The following is a 16,154-nucleotide window of genomic DNA, read 5'->3' as shown; positions in this document are numbered from 1 at the left end:
CGCCACCCTACGACGAGGGCCCGGCGCGACCGCGTCGCACCGGGCCCTCGTCGTGCGGTCGTCAGACCTTGGTGGTGTCGTTGAGCTCGGCGCCCTCCTCCTCGCGGCCCGGGGTGCGCAGGTTCCACTTCGTGATGACCCAGCGGAACACGAAGTAGTAGATCACCGCGTACACCAGGCCGATCGGGATCAGCAGCCACGCCCGGTTCGCGGCCGGGGCGCTGAAGTTCAGCAGGTAGTCGATCGCGCCCGCCGAGAACGAGAACCCGAGGTGGATGTCCAGCGCGTTGCAGATCGCGAGCGAGACGCCCGTGAGCACCGCGTGGATGAGGTACAGCGGCCACGCCACGAACATGAACGCGAACTCGATCGGCTCGGTGACGCCGGTGAGGAACGAGGTCAGCGCGGCGGAGATCATGATGCCGCCCGCCACCTTCCGCTGCTCCGGCCGGGCGGTGTGCCAGATGGCCAGCGCGGCGGCGGGCAGCGCGAACATGAAGATCGGGAAGAACCCGGTCGTGAACGCGCCCGCGTGCGGGTCCCCGGCGAAGAAGTTGTTGATGTCGCCGCCCTTGAAGATGAACCACACCGGCACGTTGATCAGCTGGTGCAGGCCGATCGGCAGGAGCAGCCGGTTGACCAGACCGTAGATCCCGCCACCGATGACCGCGTCCCCGGTGACCGCGTTGCCCAGGTGCTGGATGACGTTGTCCACGGCGGGGAAGATCAGGCCGAAGATGACGCCGAGGACCAGCAGGGCGAGCGAGTTGATGATCGGCACGAACCGGCGGCCGCCGAAGAAGGCCAGGTACGGGGGCAGCTTGATGCGGTGGAACCGCTGCCACAGCACCGCCGTCACGAGACCGACGATCACACCGCCCAGCACGCTGTAGGGCCACTTGATCGGCTGGAGGTACCAGCCCTCCTTGAACCCTTCCAGGTCGCTGATCGGCGCGAAGACCTGCACGACCTTGTTGAACACGACGAAGCCCACGACGGCGGCGACGCCGGTCGAACCGTCGCCGCGCCGGGCGAAGCCGACGGCGATGCCCACCGCGAACAGCAGCGGGAGCCAGTCGAACAGCCCACCGCCGGCCGCGGCGAGCACGGCCGCGACCTTCTTCGTCGCGTCCCAGCGGCCGAGCAGGTCGTCCTGGCCCAGCCGGCTGAGCAGACCCGCGGCGGGCAGCGTGGCGATGGGCAGCATGAGGCTGCGGCCGAAGCGCTGCAGCCCCGCGACCCCCCTGCCCTTCCCTCTGTTCGTTCCTTCGGCGGTGGTGGTACTCACGGCATACCTCCGTGTTCGGCGGGGAGTGTCGGGTCCAGATCCATGGTCACCTGGTACCGGTCGCCCCGGTACCAGGAGGTGATGTCCTCGACCGGATCTCCGGCGGTGGTGGAGATCCGGCGGAAGACCAGAAGCGGGTCGCCGGCGCGGATGCCCAGCAGCCGCGCGGTTTCCCGGTCCGCCGCCTCGGCCCAGACGATCTGCCTGCCGTGGTCGAAGCGGAGGTCGTAGTGCCGGGCGAGGAGCTCGTACAGGGACTGCGTGAGGTCCTGGTCGAGCAGTCCGGGCAGCGGCCCTGGGTGGTACCAGCCCCGCTCGAGCGCGAGCGGTACCCCGTCGGCGCACCGCAGCCGGGTCAGCCGGTAGGCGCTGCTGCCCGGGGCGAGACCCAGTGCGTTCGCGGTGGGCGCCGGCGGGACCTCGGCCGCCAGGCCGAGCACCTTCGTGGTGGGCACGAGCCCGCGCCGCCGCATGTCGTTGGTGAACGACGACAGGTACAGCTGCAGGTCCATCCGGCGGGTCGCGGTGAAGGTGCCCTTGCCCCTCGCCCTGGTCAGCAGGCCCTCCTCGACCAGCTTCCCGATCGCCGACCGGACGGTCAGCCGCGAGACGCCGTAGCGCTGCGCCAGCTCCCGTTCCGACGGGATGGGGGAGCCGGGCGGGAGCTCCCGTTCGATCGTGCGCCGCAGGATTTCCCGCAGCTGGGCGTGTTTCGGCGTGGGGCCGTCCACCACCCGGCCGGCGGCGACTTCGGATCCAGCCAACGTCGCCACCTTCCCTTTGTTTCGGCTTCGTTGCCGGGCTCGCTCCCGGCGCCGAAGATTGGTACGTTCCGGTCTAGACCATTTCTTGATGGGGCAGAATGCTCCGCCTACCGTTGGGGTGTCAACCACCGTTACGGGAACGTGTTCAGCCGACTAGGAGAGGGAGGCCGCCGTGGCCGACGACAGGCCGGAAAAGATTCTCGCGGCGCTCGGAGGCGCCGGGAACGTCATCGACATCGAAGGGTGCATCACGCGGCTGCGCTGCGAACTGCAGGACGGTTCCGTGGTGGACGAGGCGGCGCTCAAGCAGGCCGGTGCCCACGGGGTCATGAAGATGGGATCGGTCGTGCAGGTCGTGGTGGGGCCGGAGGCCGACACGATCGCCGAGGACATCCAGGACCTGCTGTGAGCACGGTCGTCGCGAGCCCGGTGCCAGGCCGGGCGGTGCCGATGAGCGAGGTGCCCGACCCGGTGTTCGCGCAGGCGATGGTCGGGCCGGGGGTCGCCGTGGAGCCCGGCGGCGGGGAGCAGGAGGCGGTGGCGCCGATCGACGGCACCGTGGTCACCCTGCACCCGCACGCGTTCGTCGTCGCGGGGGAGGACGGCAAGGGCGTGCTGGTGCACCTGGGCATCGACACGGTCAAGCAGAAGGGTGAGGGCTTCACCCTGCACGTGGTGAAGGGCGAGTCCGTGCGGGCGGGGCAGCCGCTGATCCGGTGGAACCCGGACGCGGTGCGGGCCGCCGGCTACTCGCCGGTGGTGCCGGTGGTCGCGCTCGACGCACCGGCGGACGGGCTTTCGGAGCTGCTCACCGACGGCCCCGTGGCCGCCGGTGAGCAGCTGTTCGTCTGGGGCTAGGCGGTCACGACGTTGCTGCCGTCGACCTTCACGGGGATGGACGGCAGCGGCGTCGAGGCCGGGCCCTTTTCGACGGCGCCGGTCAGCGCGTTGAACACCGAGCCGTGGCAGGGGCAGCTGAGCTTGCCGCCGTCGGGGTTGACGGTGCAGCCCTGGTGCGTGCAGATGGCGCTGAAGCACGCCGCGGTCGTCTCGGTCGGCCGGGCGACGATGGCCTGCTGGCCGTTGACCTGCACGGATTTGCACTGCCCGACCGGGATGTCGGCGAGCGCCGCGACGGTCGTGCCCGACGGCGCGGGCGCGGGTGCGGCGCCCCCGGACGAGCCGGACGAGCCCGAGTCGGTGCCGCAGGCCGCGAGCGCGACCGCACCGGCCGCAGCGCCGGCCACGGCGACTCCGGTGGTCAGGACGGTACGACGGGTGGGTGTGTCAGCAGTCATGCCTTTTTTCACGGGATAGCCGCCGATCCGGTTCAAAGTTGTTGCACATTGAACCGGATCGGGGGTCGTCTCGTGGAACGGTTATAGGTTTGCCGTCGAGGGAAGGGGTGCGGCCATGGTGGCGTGGGTGCTGCGGGTCCTGGTGGTGCTGGGGCTGCTCGGCTCGGCCTGGGTGCACTACGACCTGTACGCGAACGAGGGGTTCGCCGACATCGACACGATCGGCCCGTTGTTCCTGGTGAACGTGATCGCGGGGGTGGCGATCGCGCTCGCGGTGCTGCTTTGGCACCACTGGCTGCCGGTGCTGGCGGCGGTCGGCTTCGGCGCGGTCACGCTGGCCGCGTACCTGGTCTCGCTGACGCCGGGCGGGTTGTTCGGGGTGCACGAGCAGTTCGTGATGCAGTCGGAGATCTGGGGCGTGGTGACCGAGGCGGGCTGCGTGGTGTTCGGGGCCGCGCTGCTGTTCGCGCAGACGCGGACGCGGCAGGCCCTCCGCGTATGAAGGAGGGTGCGGAAGACCAGTTGATGCGCGCGCTGCACGACGAGCACGCGGCGGCGCTGTGGTCCTACGCGCTCAGGCTGACGAACGGTGACCGCGCCCTCGCCGAGGACGTGGTGCAGGAGACGCTGCTGCGGGCGTGGAAGCACCCGAAGGTGCTGGACCAGACGCAGGGCTCGGCACGGGCGTGGTTGTTCACGGTGGCCCGCCGGATTGCGATCGACGGGTGGCGTTCGGCGGCGTCGCGGTCCGAGGTGAGCACGGACGCGCCGCCGGAGCTGGCGCTGCCGGACGGGACCGAGCGCGCGCTGCAGGGCTGGCTGGTGGCGGAGGCGGTGCGCGAGCTGTCCGACGCGCACCGCGAGGTGCTGGGATTGTGCTACTTCCAGGGGTTTTCGGTGGCTGAGGCGGCGGAGCGGCTGGGGGTCGCGCCCGGGACGGTGAAGTCGCGGACGCACTACGCGTTGCGGGCGTTGAGGCTCGCGTTGGAGGAGAGGGGGGTGACCCGGTGAGCCGGCCTGCGGACGAGTTCGAGACCTATGACGCGGCGTATGTCCTCGGCGCGCTGTCCCCCGAGGACCGGGCTGCCTTCGAGGCGCACCTGAAGGACTGCGCGGAGTGCGCGCGGTCGGTGCAGGAACTGGCGGGGTTGCCGGGGCTGCTGGCCCAGGTCGGCCCGGAGATGGTGGAGCCGCCCGAGCCGCCGCCCGGCGTGTTGCCGTCGATGCTGGGTGCCGTGCGCAAGGCCCGGAGGCGGCGCACGCTGACGACCACGGTGGTCGGGGTGGCCGCGGCTGCCGCGGTGGTGGCGGCGGTGTTCGTCCCGCAGGCCGCCGGGCCTGCCGGGACCGCCATGACGCCACTGGTGTCGGCCCCCGTTCAGGCGACGGCCGCGGTGGCCGCCGTGTCGGGCGGTTCGCGGGTGGACATGTCGTGCCAGTACAAGGGGGCGGAGTACGGGGCGGACTACCGCCTGGTCGCCCTCAGGGCGGACGGGACCGAGACGGATCTGGCGAGCTGGTGGGCGGACCCGGACCACACGGCGAAGATCACCCTGGACACGGCGATGTCCCCGGACGACATCCAGGCCCTGGAGATCCGCACAGCATCGGGGACGCCGGTGCTGCGCTGGCAGCCCTGAGGCTGCGCCCCCGGCGGCTTTTGCCTGGGCGGCGGTTTCGGTGGGACGGCTTTGTCTGAGCGGCGTCTTCGCTGGGACGGCTTCACGGGGCATCATGGCCGTTCCACTCGGGCTCAGTTCTGAGGCAGTCGGTGCGGTGGTCCCGCTACGGTCCCTGCTCCATTTCCTGCTCGGGGCGAGGTCGGCTGTCCGTACCGGATATCCCGCTCCATATTTCGGTTTTCCCTGAGCCTCGCTACTCATTTTTATCTCCCCGGCGCGGCCGTTCATGAGATGAATTCCGCGCGCCAGTTCGCGGTGACACTATTTTCCGCCCGTTACCGCTGTGGGACCACGTCGACGTGCCTACTTTCCCCATCCGGCGCAAGCACCGCCCAGTCCCATTCCGATCATCGCGCGAACCACTACCCCGGCCATGCCACCAATCGCATGTGACCGCCTCATTCCGGCTCACTTGATCACCGAGCGAGCTACCACCGACCACGCCGCCCCTTCTTCCGCCGAAACCAAACCGGGTCTCGGACACTTCGGCGGAATCCTTCCCGCACGCGGCTTCCTTCTGGCCCATCGCCATTGCTTGGACTCGGCTCCCCAGTCACCTTGGCCGTTCGATCGCCACGCCCACCCCTACCGTTTGATAGCCCCGCTTTCCGGCTTGCGCGACCCCCGACCCCCCCGGCCGCCCAGTCCTCCCGCCAACCCTGGCCGCTCAATCCCCCTGCACACCCGTCTCGTTCGATCCGCGCTCACGGTGGCCGTTCGCTCAACCGCCCACCCCGTCCTGATCACACCACCGGTCGTGCACCCCATCGCCCTACCTGACCCCCACCCGCGCTTCCACCCACCCCACCCCGCGCTTCCACCCGCTCCGCCCCAAACCCGCTGCCCCATCCGCTCCGCCTTCGCCCCAGCCGCAAACCGCCCACCGGCACCACAATTCGCAGCGCAACTCGACCCCAATTCACCCGACCGAAGGAATTCCTCCGAATTTCCGCACGAGTGGTCCACTCGTAAAAACTCTTCCTTGCCGAATACCGCCCACCCCGGGAAAAGTAGAGGCATGACCAACGCACTCCACCCCGTTCTCGCCATCCTCCTCACCGCCGCGTTCGCCGGAGCGGGCGCCACGCTCGCGATGCTCGCCTCAGTCGTCCTCGCCCGGGCCCGTGCGCCCGCCCCGGTCCCGACGCTTCCCGTCGCCGTCGGCACGGCCGTCCTGTGGTCGTTCGCGGGCTGGCGCTGGCTTGCGGGCGCCTGGCCGGGCTGGTGGCTGCCGGTGCCACTCGCTCTTGCGACCTTCGCGGTCCCGCTGGCGGCCGCTGATCTGCGCCACCGCCGCCTGCCTGACGCGCTCACGTTGCCCGCGTACCCAGCCCTCGCGACTGCGCTCGTGACAGCGGCGGCAGCCGGTCCCGGCCCGCCGCTGGCGATTCGAGCGGCCGCTGCCGCTGTCCTCTTCGGCGGCGCACACATGCTGGTGCACGCGTTGTCTTGCCGCTCGTTAGGCGCGGGCGACGTGAAGCTCGCAGGTGTCCTCGGCGCGGTGGTGGGCGCCGTGCACTGGATGGCGCTCGTCCTGGCGGCCGCACTCGCGTCGGTGGTCACGGTGGTGCTCGCGCTGGTCCGGCATTGGAGGCGCGGAGTACCGCACGGGCCCGGCATGCTCGCCGCGACCTGGCTGGTCGCGGTGTTCCCGGGAACAGGTATGGGCACTTGAGTCCCGCAGGGTGGGACGTGACAGGATCGTGAGGTGTTGCGCTGGATAACCGCAGGTGAATCGCACGGGCCCGCGCTGGCCGCCGTGCTGGAAGGGATGGTGGCCGGAGTCGAGGTCACCACCGCCGAAGTGAGTGAGCAGCTCGCCCGCCGGCGGCTCGGGTTCGGCCGCAGCCCGCGCATGGGCTTCGAAACCGACCACATCGAGTTCCTCGGCGGTGTCCGGCATGGCGTGACCCAGGGCGGCCCCATCGCGGTGCACATCGAAAACGCGGAATGGCCCAAGTGGGAAAAGGTCATGGCCGCCGACCCGGTCGATCCGGCCGAGCTCGCCGGTCTCGCCCGCAACGAGCCGCTGACGCGGCCCCGGCCCGGGCACGCGGACCTGCCTGGCATGCAGAAGTACGGCTTCGACGAGGCCCGGCCCGTGCTCGAGCGGGCCAGCGCGCGGGAAACCGCGTCCCGCACAGCACTCGGCACGGTGGCGCGCGCGTTCCTGCGTCAGCTGCTCGGTGTGGAGATCATCAGCCACGTGATCTCGATCGGCGGTGCCGAGGCACCGGAAGGCCCGCTGCCGGGCCCCGGAGACCTCGCCGCCATCGACGAGAGCCCGGTGCGTGCCTTCGGTCAGGAGGCCACGGACCGGATGGTCGCCGAAGTCGACGCCGTGCGGAAGGCGGGGGACACCGTCGGCGGCGTGATCGAGGTGATCGCCTACGGGCTGCCGCCGGGGCTCGGTTCCCACGTGCACTGGGACCGCCGCCTGGACGCGCGGCTCGCGGGTGCGCTGATGGGCGTGCAGGCGATGAAGGGCGTCGAGGTGGGTGACGGCTTCACCACGGCCCGCCGCTGGGGCAGCCAGGCGCACGACGAGATCGACCCGGGCTCCGGGCCGGTCGGCGTCACGCGCCGGTCGAACCGTGCGGGCGGACTGGAAGGCGGCATCACCAACGGGGAACCGCTGCGGGTGCGCGTCGCGATGAAGCCGATTTCGACCGTGCCGAAGGCGCTGTCCACTGTGGACGTCACGACCGGCGAGCCCGCGGTGGCCATCCACCAGCGGTCCGACGTTTGTGCGGTGCCGCGGGCCGGGGTCGTGCTGGAGTCGGTGGCCGCGCTCGTCCTGGCTGACGCGGCGTTGGAGAAGTTCGGTGGTGACTCGCTCGCCGAAACCAAGCGCAACGCCGAGGGCTACCTCAAGGCGCTGGAGGAACGGTGGTGAAGCCGTGCGTCGTGGTCGCCGGGCCGCCCGGGTCCGGTAAGAGCACGGTCGGCCCGCTGCTGGCCGCGGAACTCGGTGTCCCGTTCCGGGACACCGACGACGACATCGTCGCCCGCACGGGGCGTTCGATCGCCGACATCTTCGCGACCGACGGCGAGCCGGCGTTCCGCGAACTGGAGGAGGCGGTGGTCGCCGAGGCGCTCGCCGAGCACGACGGCGTGCTGTCCGTCGGCGGCGGGGCCGTGCTGGCCGCCGCCACGCAGGAGCGGCTGAAAGGCCATCCCGTGGTGTTCCTGAAGGTCGGCTTCGCCACCGGCGTGCAGCGTGTCGGGCTGTCGACGGCCCGGCCGCTCCTCGCCGGGGTGAACCCGCGCGCGACCTACCGCAGCCTCCTCGAAGCGAGGCTGCCGGTGTACCGCGCGGTCGCCACGATCGAGGTCGACACCGACGACCGCACGCCCGAGGAGATCGTGTCCGCCATCGCGACACGGCTGACCGACGAACTGGAGAAGACGCAGTGACCGAGCCGGTGCGCATCCGGGTCGAGACCAGCCAGCCCTACGACGTCGTGATCGGCAAGGGGCTGCTGGGCGAACTGACCGACGTCCTGCGCGACGCGTCGAAGGTCGCGCTGGTCCACCCGCCCACGCTGACCGCCACGGCCGAGGCCATCCGCGAGGAACTCGTGGAGGCGGGCCTGGACGCGCACCGCGTCGAAATCCCCGACGCGGAGGACGGCAAGGCGCTGAGCGTCGCGAGCTTCTGCTGGGAGGTGCTCGGGCGGATCGGGCTCGACCGGCGTGGCGTGGTCGTGGGCCTCGGCGGCGGGGCGGTCACCGACCTCGCCGGGTTCGTGGCGGGGACGTGGCTGCGGGGCGTGCGGCTCGTCAACGTGCCGACCACGCTGCTCGGCATGGTGGACGCCGCGGTCGGCGGCAAGACCGGCATCAACACCGAGGCCGGCAAGAACCTCGTCGGCGTGTTCCACGAGCCGGCCGCGGTGCTCGCCGACCTGGCGACCCTGGAAAGCCTGCCGCCCAACGAACTCGTCGCCGGCATGGCGGAGGTCGTGAAGGCCGGGTTCATCGCCGACCCGGTGATCCTCGACCTGATCGAGGCCGATCCGGCCGCGGCCGTGGACCCGCAGGGCGAGGTGCTCGGCGAACTGGTCCGCCGCTCGATCCAGGTCAAGGCCGACGTCGTCGCCGCCGACCTGCGTGAGTCCGACCTGCGCGAGATCCTCAACTACGGCCACACCCTCGGGCACGCCATCGAGCGTCGCGAACGGTACCGCTGGCGGCACGGCGCCGCTGTCAGCGTCGGCCTGGTTTTCGCGGCTGAGCTGGCCAGGCTCGCCGGCCGCCTTGACGACGCCACCGCCGAGCGGCACGCCGCCGTGCTGAAGCTGCTGGGCCTGCCCACCACCTACGACCCGGACGCGCTACCGCAACTGCTGGAAACCATGCGTGGCGACAAGAAGACGCGGTCCGGCGTGCTGCGGTTCGTCGTGCTCGACGGGCTCGCCAAACCCGGACGCCTCGAAGGCCCGGACCCCGCCTTGCTGGCCGCCGCGTACTCGGCGATCGCCAGGGACAAGCCCGCTGAGGGCGGGAGCGTGCTGCTGTGAACCCGGCCCCCGGAGCCGGTGGATGTGACGAGGGGAGCGCAACGCGGTGAAGGTCTTCGTCCTTAATGGACCAAACCTGGGGCGGCTCGGCAAGCGGGAGCCGTCGGTCTATGGCTCGACCACGCACGCGGACCTGGCCGAACTGTGCGTGAAGACCGGCGGAGAACTCGGCCTGGACGTCGAAGTGCGGCAGACGGACCACGAGGGTGAGATGGTCGGCTGGTTGCACGAGGCGGCAGACAGTGGTTTCCCCGTGGTGCTCAACGCCGGGGCCTGGACGCACTACTCGATCGCCGTCCGCGACGCCGCCGCCCAGCTGACCGCGCCGCTCATCGAGCTGCACATCTCCAACGTGCACAAGCGCGAGGAGTTCCGGCACCACAGCGTGCTTTCCGACATCGCCACGGCGGTCATCGCCGGTCTCGGCGTGCCCGGTTACCCCCTGGCGCTGCGCTGGCTCGCCGAAAACGCCCGCTGACGCCACTGCCCGGAAGTCGCGGGGCAGACCGGAGCCGCGGGAGGCGTCCCGCGAGCACTCGGCCGCGCCCCGTGGCGCGGCAACGACGGCATCGGCCCGCGATGCGGCTATGCGCGGGGGTCCGTTGCGTGGCAACGGTGGGGCCGACACCCGCAGCGCGGCAAAGGCGGGAGCAGCCTGTGGCGCGGCGGCGGGACCAACCGGCGGCGCGGGACCGGCACGCCCACCACAACACCGCCCGAGAACAACCACCCACACCCGCCCGAGAACAACCACCCACACCCACCCGAGCAGCGAGGTGAGCATGAAAGTCCCCGTGCTGCGGACCCCGCGGCTCACCCTGCGGAGCCTCCGGCCGACCGACACCGAGGCGATCCTGCGGATCTTCGCCGATCCTGGGCAGAGCCGCCACCTTGCCGTCGACTACAGCGATCCTGAGCGCTGCCGCGAGATGGTCGGGCGCCGGCTCGCGTATGACGGGCCGGATGGGCTGGGGCACTGGGTGATCGAGCACGACGGCCGCGTCATCGGGCTCGCGCACCTGCGGCCCTCCAGCGACCTGCCTCCGGGCACGGCCGAGATCGGCTACTTCCTCGACCCCGCGCACGGCGGACAAGGCTTCGCGACCGAGGCCGCCACCGCGTTGCTCGACCACGGGCTCCGCACTATCGGCGTCAGCGCCGTCTGGGCGCTCGTCCACGAAGCCAACACCGCCAGCCGCAGGCTCGTCGAGCGGCTCGGGTTCCAGGACGTCGGCGGCGAGGAACACTACGGCGGCCCCCACCGCGTCTACATCGCGCTTCCCGGCCACCACGGCCACCTGCACCACGTCGAGCTGTGGGTGCCCGACCTCGCCCGCGCCGAAGCCAGCCTGGGGTGGCTCCTCACCGAACTGGGCTGGCACGAGTTCCAGCGCTGGCCCGCCGGCATCAGCTGGAAACAAGGCCCCACGTACGTCGTCGTCGAGGTGTCGCCCGCGCTCACCGCTTCCGAGCACGACCGCTGCCGGCCCGGGCTGAACCACCTCGCCCTGCACGCCGGCTCACCACACCGCGTGGACGAACTCGCCCGCGAGGCCGGGCGGCACGGCTGGCGCCCGCTGTTCCCCGACCGGTACCCGCACGCGGGCGGGCCGGACCACTATGCGGCCTATCTGGAAAACGCGGACGGTTTCGAGGTGGAACTCGTCGCGGAGCGGCCTGGCGTCACCCAGGAGGGTTAACGACCTCCTACACTGACGCAGCTACCGACGGAAGGTCACCACCGAACATGCGCGGGTTCCGACAGCGGCTCACCGCTGCCCTCCTGGCGATCGTGCTGGGCACGGCGACCGCCGCCTGCACACCCGGCAACGCGCAGACCCAGGCCGAGGGCGACGGCGGCCTCGGCGGCTCCCCGGCGAACGGCCACGCCAAACCGGCCCAGGTCTCGCTCACCACCACCGGCAATCGCGAAAGCGCCGGTGTCGTCGCGGCGGGCGGCCCCGGCGCGCCCTACAACTACGGCCCCACCGTCATGCTCGACGGCGGCACGACCCGCATGTGGTGGTGCAGCCAGTATCCGACCGCCCCGCCGCCGGGCGACGACATCCTCTACGCGGAGTCACCCTCCCTCGACGGCCCCTTCACCGGGCCGGGTGGCGCCGTTCCGCCCGCCGTGTTGTCCGGCAACCCCGGGCAGTTCGACGGGGCGCACACGTGCGATCCCTCGGTTATCCGCGTCGATGCGACGTACTACCTCTACTACACGGGCGCCGCGGGCGATCACGCGCTCGGCAACGCCATCGGTCTCGCCACCAGCACCGACGGCCTCACCTGGACCCGTCGGCCCGGCCCGGTCGTCGGCCCGTCCCACGACGTCCACCGCGACAACCTCTACGGCGCGGGGCAGCCCTCGGCCGTCTACCTCGACGGCTGGTTCTACCTCATGTTCACCGACACCACGGGCCGCGCCGCGGGCTGGAACGGGGCCGGGCAGTTCGTGCTGCGCGCCAAGGACCCCGCCTTCAGCAGCGGGGTGGAAGCCTTGACAGACAAGGGTTTCGCCGCGGTGCCCGGAACCGGCGCGCCCCGCACCGCCTCCGTGGTCGACGCCTTCAGCGCCGACCTCGAATGGGTCGACGGCCTCGACGCGTTCGCCATCGCCCACGAAACCGATGGCGGCACGAGCGTGACCTTCTGGAACCGCGACTTCACCGCCCACCCCTACCGGGACGTGCTGCTCCCCGGGCCGTGGCGCGAGGGGCCGGGCCTGGTCCGCAGGCCCGACGGGCACGCGCCGGCGTCCACTTCGGACCCGTGTGGCCGCGTCCCGTTCGACGTCGTGCGCGCGACCAGCCTCGGCGAGGCGAACGCGCCCACCGACCTGCGGCACTACGGGCTCGACGTCACCGGGGTCAACGCGTGCGCGACCCCGCAGCGTGCCCTCGGCGTGCTCGACGGGTTCGCGATGCCCTCACCGGTGCGGACCATGGACCTCGTCTCGGACGGGAAGCTCGTCCGCGTCGACCGGCGGTCCGTCGCCGTGCAACTGGCTACGCACGTGCTCGACGAGCGCCTGCCCGCGCTCGACCAGGTCCGGCCCGCCGCGCACCTCGCGACCGGCGCCCGCGCGATCCAGGCCGCCGGGCTGGGACTGGGTTTCCTGCTCGACGACGGCAACCTGTGGCCGGTGCAGCCCGGCACGGTCGCGCAGCTCAACGGCTCGCCGGTCGAAACGGTCAGCGCCGCCGAGTGGCGCGCCCACCCGCAGGCCGGGCCGCTCGGCCGCTGACCGACGACGTGCCGCGCGGTGTGGGGGACGGCGCGCGCCGTCGCCGCGGTGTGGGGGAGGGGCGTTCCTCCTCCGGCTCTGCTTCCTCAGGCTGTGGCTTGTTCAGCCGGGCGCCCACGAGCAGGCCGAGCCCGGCGGGGATCAGCACGAGCAAGGCGGTGAACGCGGCGCCGCCGGTGAGCGCGGGCCGCAGTTCGGCCGTGCCCGCCTGGTCGACGAGGATCCCGCGGCCGATCACGTACAGCACGCCGGAGCCCCAGCCCGCGACGAGCGAGGCGAGGAGCCACGTGCGCCCGGCGTCCTCCCGCCGCAGCCACGCGTCGAGCGCACCCCACAGCGCCGCCGCGCCGACGAGCAGCGCGATCACGACGATCCGGACCGTGAGCAGGCCCGTGGGGTGGTACACCGCCGCCTTCGCCAGCGCCGTGTCCGCGATGCCGTGCAGCACCGCCATCCCGAGTCCTCGCGTCAACCAGGGCCGCATCGTGTCACTGTAAGGCAACCCGTCAGTAAGGTGAGGGCGTGCCCGATCTCCATGCCGCCCGCCGGGACGCGCTGCGTGCGCTGGTCCGCCAGGCCGGGGCCGACGCCCTGCTCGTCACCGACCTGCTGAACATCCGCTACCTCACCGGGTTCACCGGGTCGAACGCCGCGCTGCTGCTGCACGCCGACGGCGAGCCGAAGACCCTGTTCTGCACCGACGGCCGCTACGTCACGCAGGCCGCCGCGGAGGTGCCGGACCTCGAGCACGTGATCGACCGGGACAGCGCCGCCGCGCTCGTCAAACGCGGCTCGGGGCGGACGGGCTTCGAGAGCCAGCACGTCAGCGTCGAGCAGTACGAGGCCCTCACGTCGGTGTCAGCGGAGGTGGACCTCGTGCGCGCCCCGGGCCTGGTCGAGCGGCTGCGGCTGGTCAAGGACGAGCACGAGATCGAAGCCGTGCGCCGCGCCTGCGCCGCCGCCGACGCCGCCCTCGCCGAGCTGCTGGAGCGCGGCGGGATCCGGCCCGGCCGCACCGAGCGGGAGGTCGCGCGGGACCTCGAGAACCTGATGCTGGACCACGGTTCGTCGGCGCCGTCGTTCGACTCGATCGTCGCCACGGGAGTCAACTCCGCGATCCCGCACCACCGGCCGACCGACGCGGTGCTGAGGCAGGGCGACTTCCTCAAGCTCGACTTCGGCGCGACCGTCGACGGCTACCACTCCGACATGACCAGGACACTGGTGCTCGGCAAGGCCGCGGACTGGCAGCGCGAGCTGTACGAGCTGGTGCGGCAGGCGCAGGAAGCGGGCCGGAAAGCGGTCCTGCCGGGTGCCCGCACGGTCGACGTCGACCGCGCCGCCCGTGCCGTGATCGAGGACGCCGGGCACGGCGAGGAGTTCTCCCACGGCCTCGGGCACGGGGTGGGACTGGAGATTCACGAGGCACCCAGTCTGGCGAAGAAGGGCGACGGTACACTGTCCGTCGGTATGACGGTCACCGTCGAGCCCGGTGTCTACCTCGCCGGCCGTGGTGGCGTCCGCATCGAGGACACGCTGGTCGTGCGGGACGAGGCTCCCGAACTCCTCACCCTGAGCAGCAAGGAACTCGTGGTCGTCTAGCGCGGCCGCGCCACAGAACACAACAGGAGAACTGGACTACCCGTGGCCACCACCAACGACCTGAAGAACGGCCTGGTGCTCAACCTCGACGGCCAGCTCTGGTCCGTCGTGAACTTCCAGCACGTCAAGCCGGGCAAGGGCGGCGCGTTCGTGCGCACCACCCTCAAGCACGTGCTGTCCGGCAAGGTGGTGGACAAGACGTTCAACGCCGGCACCAAGGTGGAGACCGCGACGGTCGACCGCCGGAACATGACGTACCTGTACAACGACGGCGCCGACTTCGTGTTCATGGACGGCGAGACGTACGACCAGATCACGGTCCCGCGCGAGGTCGTCGGTGACGCGGCGAACTACCTGCTGGAGAACACCGAGGTCCAGGTCGCCGTGCACGAGGGCGCGCCGCTGTACGTCGAGCTGCCCACGTCGGTCGAGCTGGTCATCCAGCACACCGACCCGGGCCTGCAGGGCGACCGCTCCACCGGCGGCACCAAGCCGGCGACGCTGGAGACCGGCGCCGAGATCCAGGTGCCGCTGTTCGTCACCACCGGCGAGAAGGTCAAGGTGGACACCCGCGACGGCCGGTACCTGGGCAGGGTCTCGTCTTGAGTTCCCCGGTATCGCGGCGCGGCGGCTCTCCGAGCCGCCGCGCTTTGCGCAGGCGTGCCGTCGAAATGCTCTACGAGGCCGCTCAGCGTTCCCTCGACCCGGTGACGCTGCTGGCGGACCGGGTCGGCTCGCCCGAGGTGGATCCGGTCGGGGACTACACGATTTCCCTCGTCGAGGGCGTGACGAAGCACCGCGAGCGCATCGACGAGCTGCTCGCGGAACACGCGCAGGGCTGGACGCTCGACCGCATGCCCCCGGTCGACCTCGCCGTGCTGCGCGTGGGCGTCTACGAGCTGCTGTGGTCGGCGGACGTGCCCGACCCGGTCGCGATCGACGAGGCCGTCGGCCTGGCGAAGGAGCTGTCGACCGACGACTCGCCCCGCTTCGTCAACGGCGTGCTGGGGCGCATCGGCAACATCGCGGACCGGCTCCGCGCGGTGCTCTGAGGCACCCGCGGGGGCCCGGCGGGCGCCGGGGGAGGGTCAGTCCTCCTTGGCGGGCCGGGCCTCCGGCGGGAGCACGCCCCACTCGATGAGCTGCTCGGTCAGCTCGCCGGGGGTCATGTCGTAGATGATCGCCAGCGACCGCAGGTCCTCGGTGCGGATCGAGAGCACCTTGCCGTTGTAGTCGCCGCGCTGGCTCTGGATCGTCGCGGCGTAGCGGGCGAGCGGGCCGACCTTCTCGGCGGGCAGCTGCTGCAGGCGCTCGAGGTTGATGACGATCTTGGTGGCCGGCTCGGCGCCCGACGGGACGCGGCCCTCGGGCAGCAGCTCGACCACGGGTACGCCGTAGAAGTCGGCCAGCTCGGCCAGCTTCTGGACGGTCACCGCCCGGTCCCCGCGCTCGTAGGACCCGACCACGACCGCCTTCCAGCGGCCGCCGGACTTCTGCTCGACCCCGTGCAGGGACAACCCCTGCTGCTGGCGGATCCCGCGGAGCTTGGCCCCAAGCGCCTTGGCGTAATCGCCCATCTGGTGGTTCTCCGTTTCCTCGCCCAGCCGGTCGGGAGGACCGCCGTGGGACTGCTGCGCTGAATACTCAGAGTAATGGTTACGCATTGTCGTCACCAGGTCAAGCAATTGCTGCCGCGGGAGGGGGCGTACCACCGGGTCACCCGCCTGGGCCGACTTGTTATGGTTGC

General features: G+C 71.4%; 20 protein-coding genes. 15 read left to right on the top strand and 5 right to left on the bottom strand.

Annotated features, from left to right (window positions below):
- Positions 1-61: 61 nt before the first annotated feature.
- A complete protein-coding gene (locus BMZ92_RS15155) occupies positions 62-1,288 on the bottom strand; it encodes a PTS transporter subunit EIIC (RefSeq protein ID WP_091507625.1) in 1,227 nt (408 codons plus the stop codon).
- Positions 1,285-2,052: a GntR family transcriptional regulator gene (locus tag BMZ92_RS15150; protein WP_091507827.1), complete on the bottom strand. Its 768-nt coding sequence runs from the start codon at positions 2,050-2,052 to the stop codon at positions 1,285-1,287. Before BMZ92_RS15150 ends, BMZ92_RS15155 begins: the two co-directional genes overlap by 4 nt.
- A 172-nt stretch (positions 2,053-2,224) precedes the next feature.
- Here BMZ92_RS15150 and BMZ92_RS15145 point away from each other — a divergent pair, with 172 nt between their 5' ends.
- The gene (locus BMZ92_RS15145; RefSeq protein ID WP_091507623.1) at positions 2,225-2,461 is read left to right on the top strand and encodes a PTS sugar transporter subunit IIB; all 237 of its coding nucleotides are present in this window, start codon (positions 2,225-2,227) and stop codon (positions 2,459-2,461) included.
- Positions 2,458-2,910: a PTS sugar transporter subunit IIA gene (locus tag BMZ92_RS15140; RefSeq protein WP_091507621.1), complete on the top strand. Its 453-nt coding sequence runs from the start codon at positions 2,458-2,460 to the stop codon at positions 2,908-2,910. The genes BMZ92_RS15145 and BMZ92_RS15140 overlap by 4 nt, the downstream gene beginning before the upstream one ends.
- On the opposite strand, the gene BMZ92_RS15135 is transcribed toward BMZ92_RS15140, so the two are convergent.
- Positions 2,907-3,350 (bottom strand): QcrA and Rieske domain-containing protein, encoded by a 444-nt coding sequence (locus BMZ92_RS15135; RefSeq protein WP_091507619.1) that lies wholly within the window; start codon positions 3,348-3,350, stop codon positions 2,907-2,909. The genes BMZ92_RS15140 and BMZ92_RS15135 overlap by 4 nt on opposite strands.
- 115 nt (positions 3,351-3,465) lie before the next feature.
- Here BMZ92_RS15135 and BMZ92_RS15130 point away from each other — a divergent pair, with 115 nt between their 5' ends.
- The 10 genes from BMZ92_RS15130 (at position 3,466) to BMZ92_RS15085 (ending at position 12,805) form a co-directional block, all read left to right on the top strand.
- Positions 3,466-3,852, top strand: coding sequence for a hypothetical protein (locus tag BMZ92_RS15130; protein ID WP_091507616.1), 387 nt, complete (start codon positions 3,466-3,468; stop codon positions 3,850-3,852).
- Complete coding sequence (locus BMZ92_RS15125; protein ID WP_091507614.1) at positions 3,849-4,361, top strand: sigma-70 family RNA polymerase sigma factor; 513 nt, start codon at positions 3,849-3,851, stop codon at positions 4,359-4,361. Before BMZ92_RS15130 ends, BMZ92_RS15125 begins: the two co-directional genes overlap by 4 nt.
- A complete protein-coding gene (locus tag BMZ92_RS15120) occupies positions 4,358-4,990 on the top strand; it encodes an anti-sigma factor family protein (RefSeq protein WP_091507612.1) in 633 nt (210 codons plus the stop codon). The genes BMZ92_RS15125 and BMZ92_RS15120 overlap by 4 nt, the downstream gene beginning before the upstream one ends.
- 1,060 nt (positions 4,991-6,050) lie before the next feature.
- The gene (locus BMZ92_RS15115) at positions 6,051-6,707 is read left to right on the top strand and encodes a prepilin peptidase (protein WP_245783068.1); all 657 of its coding nucleotides are present in this window, start codon (positions 6,051-6,053) and stop codon (positions 6,705-6,707) included.
- 33 nt (positions 6,708-6,740) lie between these two features.
- Positions 6,741-7,928, top strand: a complete 1,188-nt coding sequence (gene aroC, locus BMZ92_RS15110; protein WP_091507610.1) for a chorismate synthase — start codon at positions 6,741-6,743, stop codon at positions 7,926-7,928.
- Positions 7,925-8,449, top strand: coding sequence for a shikimate kinase (locus tag BMZ92_RS15105; RefSeq protein WP_177228713.1), 525 nt, complete (start codon positions 7,925-7,927; stop codon positions 8,447-8,449). Before aroC ends, BMZ92_RS15105 begins: the two co-directional genes overlap by 4 nt.
- Entirely contained in the window at positions 8,446-9,555 is a 1,110-nt protein-coding gene (aroB, locus tag BMZ92_RS15100) for a 3-dehydroquinate synthase (RefSeq protein ID WP_091507608.1), read from the top strand. Before BMZ92_RS15105 ends, aroB begins: the two co-directional genes overlap by 4 nt.
- 46 nt (positions 9,556-9,601) lie before the next feature.
- Positions 9,602-10,033, top strand: coding sequence for a type II 3-dehydroquinate dehydratase (gene aroQ, locus BMZ92_RS15095; protein WP_091507606.1), 432 nt, complete (start codon positions 9,602-9,604; stop codon positions 10,031-10,033).
- Between the two features lie 304 nt (positions 10,034-10,337).
- Entirely contained in the window at positions 10,338-11,255 is a 918-nt protein-coding gene (locus BMZ92_RS15090) for a GNAT family N-acetyltransferase (protein WP_091507603.1), read from the top strand.
- Positions 11,256-11,302: 47 nt separating this feature from the next.
- The gene (locus tag BMZ92_RS15085) at positions 11,303-12,805 is read left to right on the top strand and encodes a glycoside hydrolase family protein (protein WP_091507601.1); all 1,503 of its coding nucleotides are present in this window, start codon (positions 11,303-11,305) and stop codon (positions 12,803-12,805) included.
- Here BMZ92_RS15085 and BMZ92_RS15080 read toward each other — a convergent pair.
- A complete protein-coding gene (locus BMZ92_RS15080) occupies positions 12,753-13,289 on the bottom strand; it encodes a B-4DMT family transporter (protein WP_177228706.1) in 537 nt (178 codons plus the stop codon). The genes BMZ92_RS15085 and BMZ92_RS15080 overlap by 53 nt on opposite strands.
- Before the next feature lie 38 nt (positions 13,290-13,327).
- On the opposite strand from BMZ92_RS15080, the gene BMZ92_RS15075 reads away from it, so the two are divergent.
- The 3 genes from BMZ92_RS15075 to nusB are packed head-to-tail and all read left to right on the top strand — an operon-like array spanning position 13,328 to position 15,459.
- Positions 13,328-14,407: a M24 family metallopeptidase gene (locus BMZ92_RS15075; protein ID WP_091507599.1), complete on the top strand. Its 1,080-nt coding sequence runs from the start codon at positions 13,328-13,330 to the stop codon at positions 14,405-14,407.
- Between the two features lie 42 nt (positions 14,408-14,449).
- A complete protein-coding gene (gene efp, locus BMZ92_RS15070; RefSeq protein ID WP_091507597.1) occupies positions 14,450-15,013 on the top strand; it encodes an elongation factor P in 564 nt (187 codons plus the stop codon).
- Complete coding sequence (gene nusB / locus BMZ92_RS15065) at positions 15,010-15,459, top strand: transcription antitermination factor NusB (protein ID WP_091507595.1); 450 nt, start codon at positions 15,010-15,012, stop codon at positions 15,457-15,459. Before efp ends, nusB begins: the two co-directional genes overlap by 4 nt.
- A gap of 36 nt (positions 15,460-15,495) precedes the next feature.
- Here nusB and bldD read toward each other — a convergent pair whose 3' ends face one another.
- Positions 15,496-15,984, bottom strand: a complete 489-nt coding sequence (gene bldD / locus BMZ92_RS15060) for a transcriptional regulator BldD (protein WP_091507593.1) — start codon at positions 15,982-15,984, stop codon at positions 15,496-15,498.
- Between the last annotated feature and the right edge of the window lie 170 nt (positions 15,985-16,154).

Source organism: Amycolatopsis sacchari (assembly GCF_900114035.1).
GTDB lineage: Bacteria > Actinomycetota > Actinomycetes > Mycobacteriales > Pseudonocardiaceae > Amycolatopsis_E > Amycolatopsis_E sacchari.
This window is presented reverse-complemented; position numbering and strand designations above follow the sequence as displayed.

Coding starts and splice junctions, on each gene's coding strand:
- BMZ92_RS15135 (WP_091507619.1), bottom strand. CDS start 3,350: ATGACTGCTGACACACCCACCCGTCGTACCGTCCTGACCACCGGAGTC.
- BMZ92_RS15130 (WP_091507616.1), top strand. CDS start 3,466: ATGGTGGCGTGGGTGCTGCGGGTCCTGGTGGTGCTGGGGCTGCTCGGC.
- BMZ92_RS15125 (WP_091507614.1), top strand. CDS start 3,849: ATGAAGGAGGGTGCGGAAGACCAGTTGATGCGCGCGCTGCACGACGAG.
- BMZ92_RS15115 (WP_245783068.1), top strand. CDS start 6,051: ATGACCAACGCACTCCACCCCGTTCTCGCCATCCTCCTCACCGCCGCG.
- BMZ92_RS15090 (WP_091507603.1), top strand. CDS start 10,338: ATGAAAGTCCCCGTGCTGCGGACCCCGCGGCTCACCCTGCGGAGCCTC.
- BMZ92_RS15085 (WP_091507601.1), top strand. CDS start 11,303: ATGCGCGGGTTCCGACAGCGGCTCACCGCTGCCCTCCTGGCGATCGTG.
- BMZ92_RS15080 (WP_177228706.1), bottom strand. CDS start 13,289: ATGCGGCCCTGGTTGACGCGAGGACTCGGGATGGCGGTGCTGCACGGC.
- bldD (WP_091507593.1), bottom strand. CDS start 15,984: ATGGGCGATTACGCCAAGGCGCTTGGGGCCAAGCTCCGCGGGATCCGC.